The sequence below is a fragment of the Aggregatibacter sp. oral taxon 458 str. W10330 genome (assembly GCF_000466335.1).
In the GTDB taxonomy this organism is placed as follows: Bacteria; Pseudomonadota; Gammaproteobacteria; order Enterobacterales; family Pasteurellaceae; genus Aggregatibacter.
Genome location: NZ_KE952617.1, coordinates 9,145 through 24,001, shown reverse-complemented (window position 1 = coordinate 24,001; position 14,857 = coordinate 9,145). Strand labels below are relative to the sequence as shown.

Annotated in this window: 11 protein-coding genes and 2 pseudogenes; 5 read left to right on the top strand and 8 right to left on the bottom strand. The window is 48.4% G+C overall.

Features of this window, described 5'->3' with window-relative positions; all coding sequences use genetic code 11:
• Positions 1–73: 73 nt before the first annotated feature.
• From HMPREF9065_RS02305 to glpA, 4 genes are all read right to left on the bottom strand, one after another.
• Positions 74–1,597, bottom strand: coding sequence for a YfcC family protein (locus tag HMPREF9065_RS02305; RefSeq protein WP_021616644.1), 1,524 nt, complete (start codon positions 1,595–1,597; stop codon positions 74–76).
• 219 nt (positions 1,598–1,816) lie between these two features.
• Positions 1,817–3,091: an anaerobic glycerol-3-phosphate dehydrogenase subunit GlpC gene (gene glpC / locus HMPREF9065_RS02310; protein ID WP_021616643.1), complete on the bottom strand. Its 1,275-nt coding sequence runs from the start codon at positions 3,089–3,091 to the stop codon at positions 1,817–1,819.
• Positions 3,092–3,100: 9 nt separating this feature from the next.
• On the bottom strand, positions 3,101–4,390 hold the full coding sequence (glpB, locus tag HMPREF9065_RS02315; RefSeq protein ID WP_021616642.1) for a glycerol-3-phosphate dehydrogenase subunit GlpB: 1,290 nt from the start codon (positions 4,388–4,390) through the stop codon (positions 3,101–3,103).
• Complete coding sequence (gene glpA / locus HMPREF9065_RS02320) at positions 4,380–6,071, bottom strand: anaerobic glycerol-3-phosphate dehydrogenase subunit A (RefSeq protein ID WP_021616641.1); 1,692 nt, start codon at positions 6,069–6,071, stop codon at positions 4,380–4,382. Before glpA ends, glpB begins: the two co-directional genes overlap by 11 nt.
• A gap of 290 nt (positions 6,072–6,361) precedes the next feature.
• Between glpA and glpT the strand changes: the two genes are divergently transcribed.
• Positions 6,362–7,801, top strand: a complete 1,440-nt coding sequence (gene glpT / locus HMPREF9065_RS02325) for a glycerol-3-phosphate transporter (RefSeq protein WP_021616639.1) — start codon at positions 6,362–6,364, stop codon at positions 7,799–7,801.
• 44 nt (positions 7,802–7,845) lie between these two features.
• Here glpT and HMPREF9065_RS10420 read toward each other — a convergent pair whose 3' ends face one another.
• Complete coding sequence (locus HMPREF9065_RS10420; protein ID WP_255345156.1) at positions 7,846–7,977, bottom strand: hypothetical protein; 132 nt, start codon at positions 7,975–7,977, stop codon at positions 7,846–7,848.
• A 244-nt stretch (positions 7,978–8,221) separates the two neighbouring features.
• Here HMPREF9065_RS10420 and HMPREF9065_RS09980 point away from each other — a divergent pair.
• Positions 8,222–8,822, top strand: a pseudogene (locus HMPREF9065_RS09980) (transposase); the annotation flags it as partial.
• A gap of 54 nt (positions 8,823–8,876) precedes the next feature.
• Here the strand turns inward: HMPREF9065_RS09980 and HMPREF9065_RS02330 are convergent.
• Together HMPREF9065_RS02330 and HMPREF9065_RS0109540 are read right to left on the bottom strand one after the other, a co-directional pair.
• Positions 8,877–10,220 carry an FAD-dependent oxidoreductase gene (locus HMPREF9065_RS02330; protein ID WP_021616635.1) on the bottom strand — a complete coding sequence of 448 codons (1,344 nt, stop codon included), beginning with the start codon at positions 10,218–10,220 and terminating at the stop codon, positions 8,877–8,879.
• Between the two features lie 153 nt (positions 10,221–10,373).
• Positions 10,374–11,273 carry a LysR family transcriptional regulator gene (locus tag HMPREF9065_RS0109540; RefSeq protein ID WP_033002665.1) on the bottom strand — a complete coding sequence of 300 codons (900 nt, stop codon included), beginning with the start codon at positions 11,271–11,273 and terminating at the stop codon, positions 10,374–10,376.
• Between the two features lie 179 nt (positions 11,274–11,452).
• Between HMPREF9065_RS0109540 and HMPREF9065_RS02335 the strand changes: the two genes are divergently transcribed.
• Positions 11,453–12,418: a TIGR03571 family LLM class oxidoreductase gene (locus HMPREF9065_RS02335; RefSeq protein WP_021616631.1), complete on the top strand. Its 966-nt coding sequence runs from the start codon at positions 11,453–11,455 to the stop codon at positions 12,416–12,418.
• Between the two features lie 129 nt (positions 12,419–12,547).
• Positions 12,548–14,311: a monovalent cation:proton antiporter-2 (CPA2) family protein gene (locus HMPREF9065_RS02340; RefSeq protein WP_021616630.1), complete on the top strand. Its 1,764-nt coding sequence runs from the start codon at positions 12,548–12,550 to the stop codon at positions 14,309–14,311.
• A gap of 71 nt (positions 14,312–14,382) precedes the next feature.
• Here HMPREF9065_RS02340 and HMPREF9065_RS0109535 read toward each other — a convergent pair whose 3' ends face one another.
• Positions 14,383–14,592 carry a hypothetical protein gene (locus tag HMPREF9065_RS0109535; RefSeq protein ID WP_040667827.1) on the bottom strand — a complete coding sequence of 70 codons (210 nt, stop codon included), beginning with the start codon at positions 14,590–14,592 and terminating at the stop codon, positions 14,383–14,385.
• Between the two features lie 137 nt (positions 14,593–14,729).
• On the opposite strand from HMPREF9065_RS0109535, the pseudogene HMPREF9065_RS09975 reads away from it, so the two are divergent.
• A pseudogene (locus tag HMPREF9065_RS09975) lies at positions 14,730–14,857 on the top strand (transposase); the annotation flags it as partial.

Sequence of the window (14,857 nt, the reverse complement as noted above, 5' to 3'; positions counted from 1 at the left end):
AGTTGCATACTACGGAGACTATCAAAACACGCCTTAAAGCCACCGCAGTTGTAGCGTGCATCTTGATGCGGGTTTAATGGCCATACATGATCACTTGAATGATTAACAAAATGGATGAAATCACAAATTGGCAGCCGACAATCGGCATGACGAATTTAATCCATTTATTGAACGGAATATTCAGCATTTGTAAGGTTACCAGCACCAAACCTGTAGGCGCAAGGAAGAGCATGATGTATTGCCCCCAATTGTAAGCTGAAACCACGATGTCTCTTGGAATACCGACGGTATCGGCTAATGGCGCCATAATTGGCATGGACAGTACGGCAAGGCCGGAAGAGGAGGGCACGATGAGACCCAAGAAGATAAAAATCAGAAGTTGTCCGATAATAAACACGCTGCCGTGCATACCGCTTACCAAGTGCGACAGATAATCAAGAATTGTGTCAGAGATCATGCCTTGTTCCAAAATAATGTTGACAGCACGAGCCAGGCCAATAATCAGTGTTACGCCCACGAGTTCGGAAGCTCCGTGTGTGAAGCCGTGGATGAGCTCTTTTTCAGGTAATCCGCTGATAAACATAATGAGAATAGTGATTGCCAAGAAGGAGGCGGCCATTTGAGGAAACCACCAGCCGCCGAACATAACGCCCCATACCATAAGTGGGAATGCGCAGCAGAATAAAATCAGAATGAGTTTTCTTTTAAAGGTGAAGTCAACGGTAGCGTTGGGATCGATATCTTTCATGTAGTGATCATAGAAGGCTTGACGATCTTCGTAGGTATAAGAGAATGCGGGATTGGCAGTCAGTTTTTTGCAATACCATCTCATATAAATAATGACGCAAATTCCACCTAATATCAGTCCGATGGTACGGAATCCGATGCCTTCAGTGAAAGGAATGCCGGCGGCATTTGAAGCGATGACAACGGAGAACGGATTAATGGTGGAAAATGCGGTGCCCATTGACGCCGCAAGGAAGATAGCGCCGACGCATACAATGGCATCGTACCCTAGTGCTAAAAACACCGGCACAAGAATCGGGTAAAACGCGACGGCTTCTTCCTCGATGCCGCAAGCTGTTCCTCCCAGTAGCATTAATACGCACACCGCAAACACCACAGAAAATTCGTTGCCTTTTGTCTTTTTTGCCAGCGACATTAAGCCGGCATTAAATGCACCGGTTTTATTGATCACGCCAATCATACCGCCTAAGATAAAAATAAAGACCATAATATCTGCCACTTCAATGGTACCATCCACCATGGCATGGAGCATATCGATGGCATTTTTTTCGTGTTGTGTAACGCGTTGATAAGTATCGGGAATGGCAATGGGTTTTTTGATAATGCCGTTGGTGAAATGGGAAAGCTGAATTTTAATATTAAATTGATTGAGGGTTTGTTCGGTTGCAGGATAGCGTTGATCAGGGTTTCCGTAGGTTTTGACAATGAACTGTTTCTCAATGTTGTCGTAGGAAAGTTTGGAATAAGCGCCCGAGGGAATAAGCCAAGTTAAACCAATGGCCATTAGAAGAATGATAAAAAGAATGCTAAATGCGGAAGGAAAAGTCATCTTTTTCGTCGATGTTTCCATGATGAAACGCTCCTTGTGTTCGGATTAGTGAATAAACCGAGCGCGCATTCTACACAGACAACAGGGAAAAAGCAAAGATTAAATGGTTGTGATTTCCTGTAATAACAGGGTACGCAATCGTTTACCTAAGTTAAGCGGGTTAAACCATGTCTGCGCTTAAAAGCGTAAGTAAAAAAGAAATAAAAAATCCACCGCACTTTGTATGGGGTGGATTGAGGATTATTGATTCATTGACATACATAACAACGTCAAAGGATGGATACAGGTTACATTAGATGACATATCGATCTGCCATTTACAAGTTTGGCATTCTGAAATCACATAATCGAACCCGCCTGCATTGATGTGATCAAACAGCGTTTTTCCGATAGCTTGAGATACTTCATAGTTTTCCGCCTTGAAACCGTATGTCCCGGCGATACCACAACATTGTGATGGTAACATCACCACTTCTAATCCCGGAATTTGTTTTAACACTTCCAAGGTGTATGGTGCCCAACCTGCTTTATCTACGTGACATGCGGTGTGATAAGCCACGCGCAATTTCAATGGCTTAAGCGGTAAGGTTTTACCTTCTTTAAAGAGTTGATATAAGAATGGCGTCACCATGTGAATATGCGGACGAACCTTCGCATTGTCGATACCTAAAATATGATGATATTCATCACGTAAATTTAAGGCACAACTCGATGCTTCGCTGATCACATCCAAGCCATTTTCATCCACCATTTTGCTGATGTAATCGGTATTAAATTGTGCGATTTTCTTCGCGCGTTCTGGGAACTGGTTCACGCTTAATGGCAAGCCACAGCATTTTTCTTTTTCCAATAACACCACGCCAATATCCATGGCATTGAATACTTGAATAAATTCTTTGCCCAATTGTGGATTATTGTAGTTCACATAACAGCCATGATAATACGCCACTTTACGTTCGAATTTTTGTTGGCTTGCCAACATCTTCTTCATGTACCAGCTGCGGAACGTACCAAAGGAATATTTTGGTAATGTACGATGACGGCTGATTTTCAATGCTTTTTCCAACATAAATTTTGTCGCTTTTAAGCCTGTGAGAGTGTTCACAATCGGTGCTAGCGGTGTATTAAGTGACCCCATAATATCGGTGTTACTTAAAATCGCATCACGTAATTTTTGCACTGCCGGTTTGTGTTGTTGAGCAAGGTATTTGTTTCTTGCGCGAACAATAATGTCACCAATTTTTACATCAGACGGACACGCAATTTCACAACGTTTACAGTTAGTACAATATTTCAAGGCTTCATCATACAGCTCGGCTGATTTTAAGCGTAAACGCTCACCATCTGGGCCTGATTGTTTTGGACCTGGGTAGTTTGGATTTTGACGTGAAACAGGACATACCGCTGTGCACGCTGTACATTTAATGCAGCTCTCAAAACTTTCATCAAAGGCATGATGATGTTGTGGTGCATTAAGGGATTGTTTTGCATTTTCAATTAATTGTTGAATGTTCATAACGCCTCCTTAATGTGTGTTGTGAAGAATTTCATCCGCAACAGCAAGCGCTGTGACTACTGCCACGCCAGAACCACAACCGAGTTCTAGTGCATTGAAACCACCAATCACATTACCCACCGCATATAAATTCGTTAAAAATTGACCGCTCTTTTGCACTTGGCATTGCGCATTAATCGCCACGCCCGCAGATTGGTACGGTTGCGGATTTGAGAAACGATGATCTGTCCAAGTAAAACGATCGGTATCTTTAAAGCCTTCCACACCGATGATGTCAGAATGGAATACGGGCTCGTAGATTTTATCGAATTCAGAAACTAAACCTTTACTGAAGAAACTGCCTGACGCTAAGACGAAATGCTCTGCCGTGATTTCTTCCTCTTCGTGCAAACGCGTTTGAATAGCGCGAACTTTGTTGCCATGAAAATGTGCTTTTAATGCGCTATCACCATTCATCATGAGTCCACCTAATTTCTCAAAACGATGACGTAATTGGATACGTTGGCGCATACCTAATAAAGAAGGCGGTAAGGTTGGTAATTCAAATAATGGTAAGCCAGTTGCTTTGCGAAGTGATTCCATAAACTCTTGATTTTCTAAACCGAAACAAGCCGGCAAGAAAATGGCTTCAGTGTCTTTCGCCGCATCTTTCATTTCAGCCACAAGATCATCAAATTTCAATTTATATTCTAAAACTTGTGCAATGTTTACACTGCGGAATTCACGCGAATTTGCGCGCAATTGATCCAATTCAGGAATATTTAAAAAGCCTGTTTTCACTTCACAATGGGCAAACTGTGGATTCAGCGTGAGGTTATCTGCCAATAATTCCGGTTGGAAATCGTGATAGCCTTCAATGCCTAAAACCGCAATTTTTTTATAAGGGAATGGAGTTTCGCCTTGCACCGTTGGTACGCTATTTGGTGAAAGCCATGCACCGCGTAAGCTACCTAAACCGGTAACGCGAAGATGATTTTCTGCACTTGAGCCAATTAAATCTAAATTTAACGATTCCGCTAATTCTTCAAAATCTTGCGCTTTCGCTAATACGCGTTCAGCCCCCATAATGCTATAAGGGTGTTGTGGTAATTGAGCGCAAAGTGCGGTCAAATTTTCAGAAATATTTTTAACAAACGCACCATTTGGTAAACGGCTTAATAAATCCAATGAGCCGGAGGCAAAATCAATCGCCGCTTGGCCGTTATTGATAATGACACAACGTTTGCCTTGTTCTTGTAGGGCGATGCCGCAAGTTAAACCTGCAAGGCCACCACCAATAATCACTACATCAAAATTCATTGTTATCCGTCCCTTGCTGTTTGTCAGTTTCAAGCGGTTGAACATCATTTAAGCCCAACACACTGCCATACATCCATGAAGTAAATTCGGCTTCACGAATCGCTTCACCCCATGCAATAGGTTCGATACCGCGCCAACGCTCTTCCATAAAGGACGTTAATTGTGTGGTGGATTGGCGAGGGGTTGCCACATTGAAGCGGTTCATTAAACCTGCCGCACGGCACGCACAAAGCTCAGCTTGGCAAGTCCCCATACCCACACGAGTACGGCGACGTAAATCTACTAAGTTATTCACATTTAATTCATCAACAGCATAGCGGACTTCACCCGCTGTCACGGCTTCACATTCACACACCATTGAACGATCAAGACGTTCTTTATCTAATAAACGAGTTGCACGAGAACCATGACGATACACGGCTGAATAACGAATCGGACTTGGAAGTGAAATGACTTTCTGATTAGTTTCTGCACGGCTTTCACTTGAACCTGGTAATGGACGCTCTGCAGTCGTACAACGTGCTGTTTTGTTGAGTTTTTTACAAACAAGATCCGTTGCCCATTCTGCCATTAGGCGATAAGTCATTAATTTACCGCCAGTGATCGTGATAAAGCCGTCTAAGCCGTCACGTTCTGCGTGGTCAAGCAACACGATACCGCGACTGACGTTGCGACCAGATGGGTCGTCATCAGACGCCACTAATGGACGCACACCGGCATAAGCACGTAATACACGGGTATGACGCAAGCTTGGCGCGAGTTTTTCCCCTTCACGGAACAGAATATCCACTTCCTCTGGGGTGACTTCCATGTTATCGATTTGATCGTAAGGAATACGGCTAGAGGTTGTACCGATAACACAAATGGTATCCCCTGGCACAAGAATGTCCGCATCCGCCGGTTTACGACAACGGTTAATCACCATTTTGTTGATGCGGTGCCCCATGACAAGTAATGCGCCTTTTGCCGGGAACATTTTAATTTTGAGATCCGCATATTCTGCGATGCCTTGTCCCCAAATACCGCCTGCATTGACGACTAATGGCGCAAAGAATTTGCGATTTACGCGATTTTTGTGATCGTAAACATCCACACCGATCACTTTGCCACCTTCGCGAATTAAGCTTTTTACTTCGCAATAAGTAAACATTTTTGCGCCATTTTCGGTGGCATCCATCACGTTAGAAGCCGTTAAACGGAAAGGATCGATTGAACCATCCGGTACCACAACGGCACCCACTAAATCAGGGTTGACTGATGGTTCCATAATTTGGGCAAGTTTAGGATCAATGGCGACCGCTTCAATACCGGATTTAGTACAACTTTCAATGAAGGTTTTTTGATAATCCAAGGAATCTTCAGGTAAGGTAATAAATAAACCTTCTGTTTCATCCACACAGTGACGAGCGATATTGCGCAGAATTCGGTTTTCTTTAATACATTCTTCTGCGGATTCCTGATCGTTGACGGCATAACGCGCACCACTATGTAACAAACCATGATTACGGCCTGTTGCGCCTGTCGCAATATCACGACGCTCTAATAAAATACAGTCAATGCCACGCAATGCGCAGTCACGAGCAATCCCCGCACCTGTCGCACCACCGCCAATGATAATCACATCTGTCGAAATCGGGGAAAAATCTCCCGCATCACGATACAGATTAGGCGATAATCCCATTGTTACCCCCAAGCCAAAATATGAATAAAAAGAAACGTAAAAACGGTTATAAACTGAGTGGCTATTGTAGGGAAGTGCGGTTAAATTCACAACATTTTGAGCGAAAAAGAAAGCTATTTTGTGAGAGGGATCACATAATTTTCGAATTCGCTCATTTGTTAAAAAATATTTTGTGAAATGCATCACATTTTTGAATTATTTCCCTGTTTAATTTCTGTTTTTATTTTATCATGCACGCTATCCCCAGTATGGGGGTGGACTCATAATTAAAATGATTTTGGAGAGAAATTATGTTTGGACCATTTAAACCCGCTCCGCATATTGCGGAACTTCCAGCGGAGAAAATTGATTCCACGTATAAACGCTTACGTTGGCAAGTGTTTGCAGGGATTTTCTTTGGTTATGCCGCATACTATTTTGTGCGTGCAAACTTCGACTTGGCACAACCGGGCTTAATTCAAGCCGGCTTGTACTCAAAAGCGGAATTAGGTGTTATCGGCTCTGCAGCCGGTCTTGCCTATGGTTTGTCTAAATTCGTCATGGCGGGGATGTCTGACCGTTCGAACCCGCGTGTGTTCTTACCATTTGGTTTATTGCTTTCTGGTCTTTGTATGACCATGATGGGGGTATTCCCATGGGCTACTTCAGGCATTGCCATCATGTGGGTCATGATCTTCTTAAATGGTTGGTTCCAAGGGATGGGGTGGCCTCCATGTGGTCGTACTATGGTGCACTGGTGGTCTAAATCAGAACGCGGTACTATCGTATCTATCTGGAATACCGCGCACAATATCGGTGGTATGATGCCGGGCGCCATGGTGCTATTAGCCAGTGCGATTTTCTTCAGTACTCACGGTGTTGAAGCACAAGCCAAAGATATTTGGCAACAATCCCTCTATTATCCGGGTATTGCAGCAATGCTTTGTGCGATTCCGGTGTATTTCGTGATGCGTGATACGCCACAATCTTGTGGTTTACCGTCAATCGAAAAATGGCGTAATGACTATCCGGATGACTATAACGAAAAAACGTACGAAAACGATTTAAGCACAAAAGAAATCTTCGTCACTTATGTATTGAAAAACAAATTGTTATGGTACATCGCGATTGCTAACGTATTCGTATACTTAATCCGCTACGGCGTATTGAAATGGTCTCCGGTTTACTTAAGTGAAGTCAAACACTTCAACATCAAAGGTACCGCATGGGCTTACACAATCTATGAATTAGCAGCGGTTCCAGGTACATTATTATGTGGTTGGGTATCCGATAAAGTCTTCAAAGGTAAACGTGGTTTAACCGGTTTCATCTTCATGATCTTAACTACAGCTGCTGTAGTGGCATACTGGATGAACCCAGCGACACCTGAAGCAGAGCTTGCAAACTACTCTGCTTGGTATGAAAACCCATATCAATTAACTGACTTCGTATTAATGACCTTAATCGGTTTCTTAATCTACGGTCCTGTAATGTTAATCGGCTTACACGCTCTTGAGCTTGCACCGAAAAAGGCAGCAGGTACAGCAGCTGGTTTTACCGGTTTATTCGGTTACTTAGGTGGTACAGTATCAGCATCTGCCGTTATCGGTTGGGCTGCACAACACTACGGTTGGGACGGTGGTTTCTACGTTATGATCGGTGGTGGTGTTCTCGCGGTGATCTTGCTCTTTATCGTTATGATTGAAGAAGGCAAACACAAAGCGAAATTAGGTGAACACTACGGTAAATAATCGTCAATGAGTTCAAAATTAAAGCGCCTTTCGGGGCGCTTTTTTTATACGTAAACATCTTCGGAATCGCGATAAATTAAAGGAATAACAATCCGCACGTAAAACGTGCGGTTAATATGTTCTTTCGTTGATAAATTATCTTGAACCATGTAATCGTAGCGTGCAACTTGTTGCACGAAATCGTGAATGCTCAAAAAGTTAAATAACGTTCCGTGCGTGGTTTGTTCGTGCAACAAGTTGCACGCTACGCACGAAATCGTGAATTCTCAAAAGGTTAAATAACGTTCCATGCGTGTTTTTCTCGTGCATCAAGATGCACGCTACGTACGAAATCGTGAATGCCCGAAAGGTTAAATAGAGACCTTTGCAAAATTCCCCAAAATCCCCTAAATTCCCACCAAGACATTTAGGGGATTTTTCATGAGCACCTTCTTCCAACAAACCGCACAAGCCATGATCGCCAAACACATCGATCGCTTCCCACTATTGAAGTTGGATCAAGTGATTGATTGGCAGCCGATCAAACAGTACCTGAATCGTCAAAGAACCCGTTACCTTAGAGACCACCGCAGCCGTCCAGCCATCCCCTGCTGTCCATGTTCAAAGCCGTCCTGCTCGGACAATGGCACAGCCTCTCCGATCCCGAACTCGAACACAGCCTCATTACCCGCATCGACTTCAACCTGTTTTGCCGTTTCGACGAGTTGAGCCTCCCCGATTACAGCACCTTATGCCGCTACCGCAACTGGCGGCGCAAGACGATGCCCTGTCCGAATTGCTGCAACTGATTAACCGCCAACTGACCGAAAAAGGCCTAAAAGTAGAGAAAGTATCCGCCGCCGTCATTGACGCCACCATTATTCAAACCGCTGGCGGCAAACAGCGTCAGGCCATAGAAGTCGATGACGAAGGACAAGTCAGCGGTCAAACCACACCGAGTAAAGACAAAGATGCCCGTTGGACAAAGAAAAACGGTTTATACAGACTCGGTTACAAACAACATACCCGCATCGATTCTGAAATCGCTTTCAGATGGCATTTCCGTATCAAGTGCGGTCGTTTTACAACCAGTTTTTTAGCAGCCCGCGAACAAATCGTTCAGCCCTTCGGCGATGGTCGGGTGGGTGAAGATTTGGTTTTTGACATAGCGGGCAGGGACGCGGAAATCGATTGCCATTTTAAACAGGTTGATGATTTCGTGCGCTTCGGCGCAGAACAGGGTTACGCCGAGGATTTCGCCGCTGTGCGCGTCCACCACGGCTTTGAGCAGGCCGTCGGTTTGGTTGAGGATTTTGGCTTTCGGAATCGCGTCGGCTTTCAGTTTCAACACTTTCACCTCGCGCCCCGATTGCTGCGCGGCGGTTTCGGTTAAGCCGATATGGGCGAGCGGCGGCTCGGTAAAGGTGGCGGTCGGGAACGGGGTGCGGTCGGCGCGGTTGCGTTTACCGTCGCCGAAAAGCTGTTCGCGCACGATGCGGTAGTCGTCGAGCGAGATGTAGGTGAACATCGGGCTGCCCGCCACGTCGCCCATCGCCCAGATGTGGTTTTTGCCTTGCACGCGCAGATGGTCGTCAACGAGGATGAAGCCGCGCGGGTCGGTTTCGATGCCCGCGTTTGCCAAGCCCAATCCTTGCGTGTTCGGCACGCGGCCTACGCCCACCAGCACCGCGTCGGCGGTAAATTCGCCTTGCAAGGTGATGACGCTGGTGTCCGCCGTATTGTCGCGGAACGCTTCAATTTTCACGCCTTGCCACACCTTGATGCCTTTGCTGTTTAATACGCGCAGCATTTCTTCGGCGATGTCGCGATCTTCACGCGGCAGGAAGCGGTCGCCGCCGTCGAGAATGGTGATTTCGCTGCCGAAAGCGTGGAACATAAAGGCAAATTCCAAGCCGATGTAGCCGCCGCCGATGATGACGAGGCGGCGCGGGCGTTCGTTCAGCGCGAGTACACCGGTGCTGTCCAGTACGCGCGGGCTGTCTTCGCCCGCCACGCCCAGGCGGCGCGGGGTGGCACCGGTGTTGATGAAAATGCGTTCGGCGGTAAGGGTTTGCTCGCCGCCGTCTGGGTCAGTCAGTTTGACCGTGCGATCATCGAGAAACTCGGCGCGCGCGTTGAGCACGGTTACGCCGTCCAGATTGTCCAGTTTGGCGAAATTGGCGGCGCGCAATTTCGGAATCAGGGTGTTTTTCGCGTTCATCGCCGCCGCAAACACCGCCGCTTTGTCGGTGTTATGCCCGCGCTGCTCGCTCTCGACAATCAGTTTTTTGCTGGGAATACAGCCGATGTTGATGCAAGTGCCGCCGTACATCTGCGCCGACTGTTCCACCAGCACGACCTGCTGCCCGTGTTTCGCCAAATCCGCCGCCAGCGTTTTGCCCGCTTTGCCAAAGCCGATAATAAGATTTTGTGTATGCATAATTTGTCTCCGTGAAATGATGGATTGCGCGCCAATTATAGACCTTATCGATTTATTTTTGCAAAGGTCTCAGGCCGTCTGAAACCCGGAATTAGGTTTTCAGACGGCCTTTTTTGTTTTTCAGGCAGCTTTTTTGGAATGGCCGGCGGCATCTCAGACGGCCTTCCCCCACGCTTCCCCCATCATATCCACCAACGCCCGCACTTTGGGCGAGAGCTGTTTGCGGCTGGGGTACACCGCCATCACGGGCACGGGTTTGGGTTGGAAATCGGATAAAACGCTTTTCAGGCTGCCTGCATCGAGGGCGGCTTGCACCAGATAATGCGGCAGCTGGACGATGCCGAATGCGGACAGCGCGAGTTCCAGCAGGGCTTCGCCGTTGTCGGTGCTGAAACGTCCGCTGCCTTGAAAGGTGGTTTCTTTGCCTTTTTGTTGGAAATGCCAGCGGCTGACGCGGCCGCCGTGGAGAAAATGCAGGCATTGGTGGTGCGCCAAATCGTCGGGCGTTTGCGGCGTGCCGTGTTGAACGAGGTAGCCGGGGGCGGCGCAGGTGAGCATTTTTTGTTGCGCCACGGTGCGAGCGATCAGGCTGTCGCATTGGGGCGGGTTGCCGTTGCGCAGGGCGAGGTCGTAGCCGTCTGAAATCAGGTCGGCGTAGTCGTCGGTGAGCGAGAGTTCGATGCTGGTTTGCGGATAGCGGTGGAGAAAATCCGCCAACAGCGGCGGCAAGATGGTTTTGCCCAACACCAGCGGCGCGCTGATTTTCAGACGGCCTTGCGGCTCGATGCTGCGTTGGGCGAGACATTGCTCGGCGTTTTCCAATTCTTCCAGCACGGCGGTGCAGCGTTCGTAAAACAGCCGCCCTTCGTCGGTGGGCGCAAGGTTGCGCGTATTGCGCTGCAAAAGGCGCACGTTCAACCGCGCTTCAAGGCGGGCGATGCGTTTACCGATGGTGGAACGCGTGAGCCCGAGTTGTTTGGCGGCGGCGGTAAACGAGCCGCTTTTTACGCTGGCGACAAAGGCGGTCATATCGTTGAGATTGTTGAGTTCCATAAATTTTTCTTGCGCAGATCGGGCATTTATGCCCGACAAATACAGGTAAATTTAAAAACGTCGGGCATCAATGCCCGATCTACATTTGGTATTTTCTTGCCCGAGATTAGGGAATCACATTCCCGAATAAAACAAGTATACTTCATTCCGTGCAAAAACTCATCACAAGGAGCAAAACAATGACTGCGCTGAAATTACCCGAACGCCTGCAAAACCATCGCGGTTTCGCCCGCACTTTCCAACCGGGCAAACTCACATTGGGCCTGATTGCGCCCTTCAAAGGCTATCCCGACAGCCCCGTGCCCGAAATGGACGACTTCGCCACCGTGATAAAAGCCGCCGACCAAAGCGGCATTGCCACGCTGTGGGTGCGCGATGTGCCGTTTTACGACCCGAGTTTTGGCGATGTCGCGCAGATTTACGACCCGTCGGTAACGCTGGGTTATCTCGCCGCGCTCACCCAAAACGTTGCGCTCGGCTCGGCGGGCTATGTGTCGCCGCTGCGCGAACCGGTGCTCACCGCCAAAGAAGCCGCGTCGGTGGAACAAATCAGCGGCGGCCGCTTCCTGCTCGGCTTGGCCAGCGGCGACCGCCCCACCGAATACCCCGCCTTTGCCTCCGATTTCAACAACCGCGCCGAACGCTACCGCGAAGCGTGGCAAATCATCCGCCGCCTGACGCAGGAAAAATTCCCCGCGTTCAATAGCGAACACTACGGCAGATTCAGTGGCAATTTGGACTTGGTGCCCAAACCCGCACACGGTTTGCCGATGCTCGCCATTGGCCGCGCCCGCCAAGAGCTGGAATGGATTGCCCGAGAAAGCGACGCATGGATTTGGTACGGCATCGCCCCCGAAAAACTGGGCGACATCGTCAACACGCTCAAAGAATTGGGCGACGGCGAAACCTGGAAACCCTTTGGCGTGGCGAATTTCGTCGAACTCTTGGAAGACCCGAACGCCCCCGCCAAGTTCTACAACAACATCTACCTGCGCGGCGGCGCCAAAAGCATCGTCGAGTTTTGGCAGAAACAGCAGGCCGACGGCGTGGCACACATTACCGTGAACTTAAAACCAACACGGCGCGGCGCGCTGGAAACCATTCAGGATTTCGCCGAAAACGTGATACCGCATTTTGCGGTGTGAGATTTGGGGGTTTCAGGCTGCCTGAAATGCTAAACGCCGTCTGAATCCATTTTTCAGACGGCTTTTTTGTGTTACGGCGATTTTCCTTTATAATACAAAAATTTTTATGAATTAACAAAGGCAGGAATTATGGCGGTAGAAGCAGCTAACGGCGATTTATTGCACGTGGTGGTGTTATTGGGGGCGGCGGTAGTTGCCGTGCCGTTATTTAAACGTTTAGGTCTAGGCTCGATTCTGGGTTATTTGGCTGCGGGGCTGGTTATCGGACCCTTCGGATTAAAGCTCATTACCGATTCCCACGCTATTTTGCATATTGCGGAATTCGGCGTGGTGATGTTTCTGTTTTTGATCGGGCTGGAAATGAAGCCGTCGCATTTATGGAAATTGCGTAATCAGATTTTCGGCTTGGGTACCCTGCAGGTGACGCTTTCCAGTCTGTTCCTTACCCTAATCGGGCTAGCTTACGGTTTTTCTTTAGTGATGTCGTTTATTTCGGCGGTAGGTTTTACACTCACCTCCACCGCAATGGTCATGCAGATTATGGACGAACGTCATGAAATCAGCACACCGCAAGGTCAGCGCATTGTCTCCATTTTGCTGTTTGAAGATTTGCTGATTGTGCCCATGCTGGCGATTGTAGCATTTCTAGCACCCGATAATCCCAATGCCGTTGCCGATGCCGTACCGCTATGGCAGAAAATCGGTGTTGCCGCGCTTTCTTTGGCAGCGTTGATTGCGACAGGTATTTGGCTGCTCAATCCGCTGTTTAAAATTCTGGCAAAATCCAAAGCACGCGAGGTGATGACTGCCGCCGCGCTGCTGGTGGTACTCGGTGCGGCTTATTTAATGGAGCTGGGCGGTCTGTCTATGGCGATGGGGGCGTTTCTGGCGGGAGTGCTGCTGTCGGAATCCGACTTCCGTCATCAGCTTGAAGCGGATATCGAACCGTTCCGAGGCCTTTTGCTCGGGCTGTTTTTCTTAGCTGTCGGGATGTCGCTGGATGTGGCAACAGTGCTCAATAACTGGAAGGTAATTCTTTCCGCCACTGTACTGATGATTATCTTGAAATGCCTTGCCGTTTATGGAGTGGCGCGTTTTGCCAAAGCAAGCCATCACACCGCGATACACCGCGCCGTACTGATGTCGCAGGGCGGTGAATTCGCCTTCGTATTACTCGCCTCCGCTGCCGCACAACGGGCGATTAATGCGGAAGTGCTAGCGAATATGACGGCAATCGTGGTGCTCTCCATGATTACGACACCCTTCAGCGTTATGCTGTTCGACCGCTATTTCAAAGAACCCAGCGCAGCTGCGGCAGTGGACGATGTGGAAGAACATGCGGGCGAACTCAACGGCAACGTGCTGATTATCGGATTCGGGCGCATGGGGCAGGTGGTCAGCCAAATGCCGCTAGCCTACGGTGCCACCATTTCCATTCTGGACAACGATCCCGACATCATCAACGTCGCACGCGAATACGGTTTCAAAGTCTATTACGGCGAAGCCACCCGCGCCGACGTGCTGCATGCCAGCGGCGTGGAACACACCGACATCGTAGCGGTATGCGTGGACAACGGAGAAAGTGCGGTCAGAATTGTGGAAAATATTCGTCATATCAACCCGAACGCCAAGGTGTTCGTGCGCGCCTGGGATAGACGCAATGCGCTGGCCCTAGTGAAAGCGGAAGCGGATTTCGTAGTGCGCGAAACCTTCTATTCTTCCATGAAAATGGGCGATGAAATCGTCAAGGCATTGGGTGCTAGCGTGCAGGAATTACGTGCCGTACACGACAAAGTACGCGACGCCGACAAAGAACGCTTCGCTTTGGAAATTGCCGGCAAGGAATTTGAAGGGCGCAGATTACTGTTGGGGAATATAAAGAAAAATTCGTAAAATAGACCGCACTTTTGTAGCTGCAAGCGATGGAATTTAAGCGAAAAATTGCAAAAATTCCACCGCACTTTTTACGCCCGTTCGGAACGCAGGCGGTGTTGGCGGATGTTTTTCAGCAGGCGGAACAGTTCCGCCCACGCGGAGCGTTTCGGCTGCGGGGTGTTGCCTGTGCCGATGAGCTTCATTTGATAAGCATACCAGCCCAGTTCGAGAAAGCCGCCGAGCTTGCGATCGATGAATCCCAAGCCTGTGCGGACGGCGGGCAATTCCGCTTTTGCCAATCCGCCCGATAACATCCGTTGCGGCAAATCGGGAATGAGTGCAAATAGTATTTCAGACGGCCTTTTAAGGTTTCTACATCTATATTTTAGTCGGCGAACTGTTTTTTCATTCGTTCGCGTCGCTCTTGCGCTTCTACGGACAATGGCACAGGCTCTCCAATCCCGAACTCGAACACAGCCTCATCACCCGCATCGATTTCAACCTGTTTTGCCGTTTTGACGAACTGAGCATCCCCGATTACAGCACCTTATGCCGCTACCGCAA

What these genes read in the sequence shown, in the direction of transcription:
- HMPREF9065_RS0109540 (WP_033002665.1), bottom strand. Translation starts at nt 11,273, where the DNA reads ATGGAACTCAACAATCTCAACGATATGACCGCCTTTGTCGCCAGCGTA.
- glpT (WP_021616639.1), top strand. Translation starts at nt 6,362, where the DNA reads ATGTTTGGACCATTTAAACCCGCTCCGCATATTGCGGAACTTCCAGCG.
- HMPREF9065_RS02335 (WP_021616631.1), top strand. Translation starts at nt 11,453, where the DNA reads ATGACTGCGCTGAAATTACCCGAACGCCTGCAAAACCATCGCGGTTTC.
- glpA (WP_021616641.1), bottom strand. Translation starts at nt 6,071, where the DNA reads ATGGGATTATCGCCTAATCTGTATCGTGATGCGGGAGATTTTTCCCCG.
- glpB (WP_021616642.1), bottom strand. Translation starts at nt 4,390, where the DNA reads ATGAATTTTGATGTAGTGATTATTGGTGGTGGCCTTGCAGGTTTAACT.
- HMPREF9065_RS02330 (WP_021616635.1), bottom strand. Translation starts at nt 10,220, where the DNA reads ATGCATACACAAAATCTTATTATCGGCTTTGGCAAAGCGGGCAAAACG.
- HMPREF9065_RS02340 (WP_021616630.1), top strand. Translation starts at nt 12,548, where the DNA reads ATGGCGGTAGAAGCAGCTAACGGCGATTTATTGCACGTGGTGGTGTTA.
- HMPREF9065_RS02305 (WP_021616644.1), bottom strand. Translation starts at nt 1,597, where the DNA reads ATGGAAACATCGACGAAAAAGATGACTTTTCCTTCCGCATTTAGCATT.
- glpC (WP_021616643.1), bottom strand. Translation starts at nt 3,091, where the DNA reads ATGAACATTCAACAATTAATTGAAAATGCAAAACAATCCCTTAATGCA.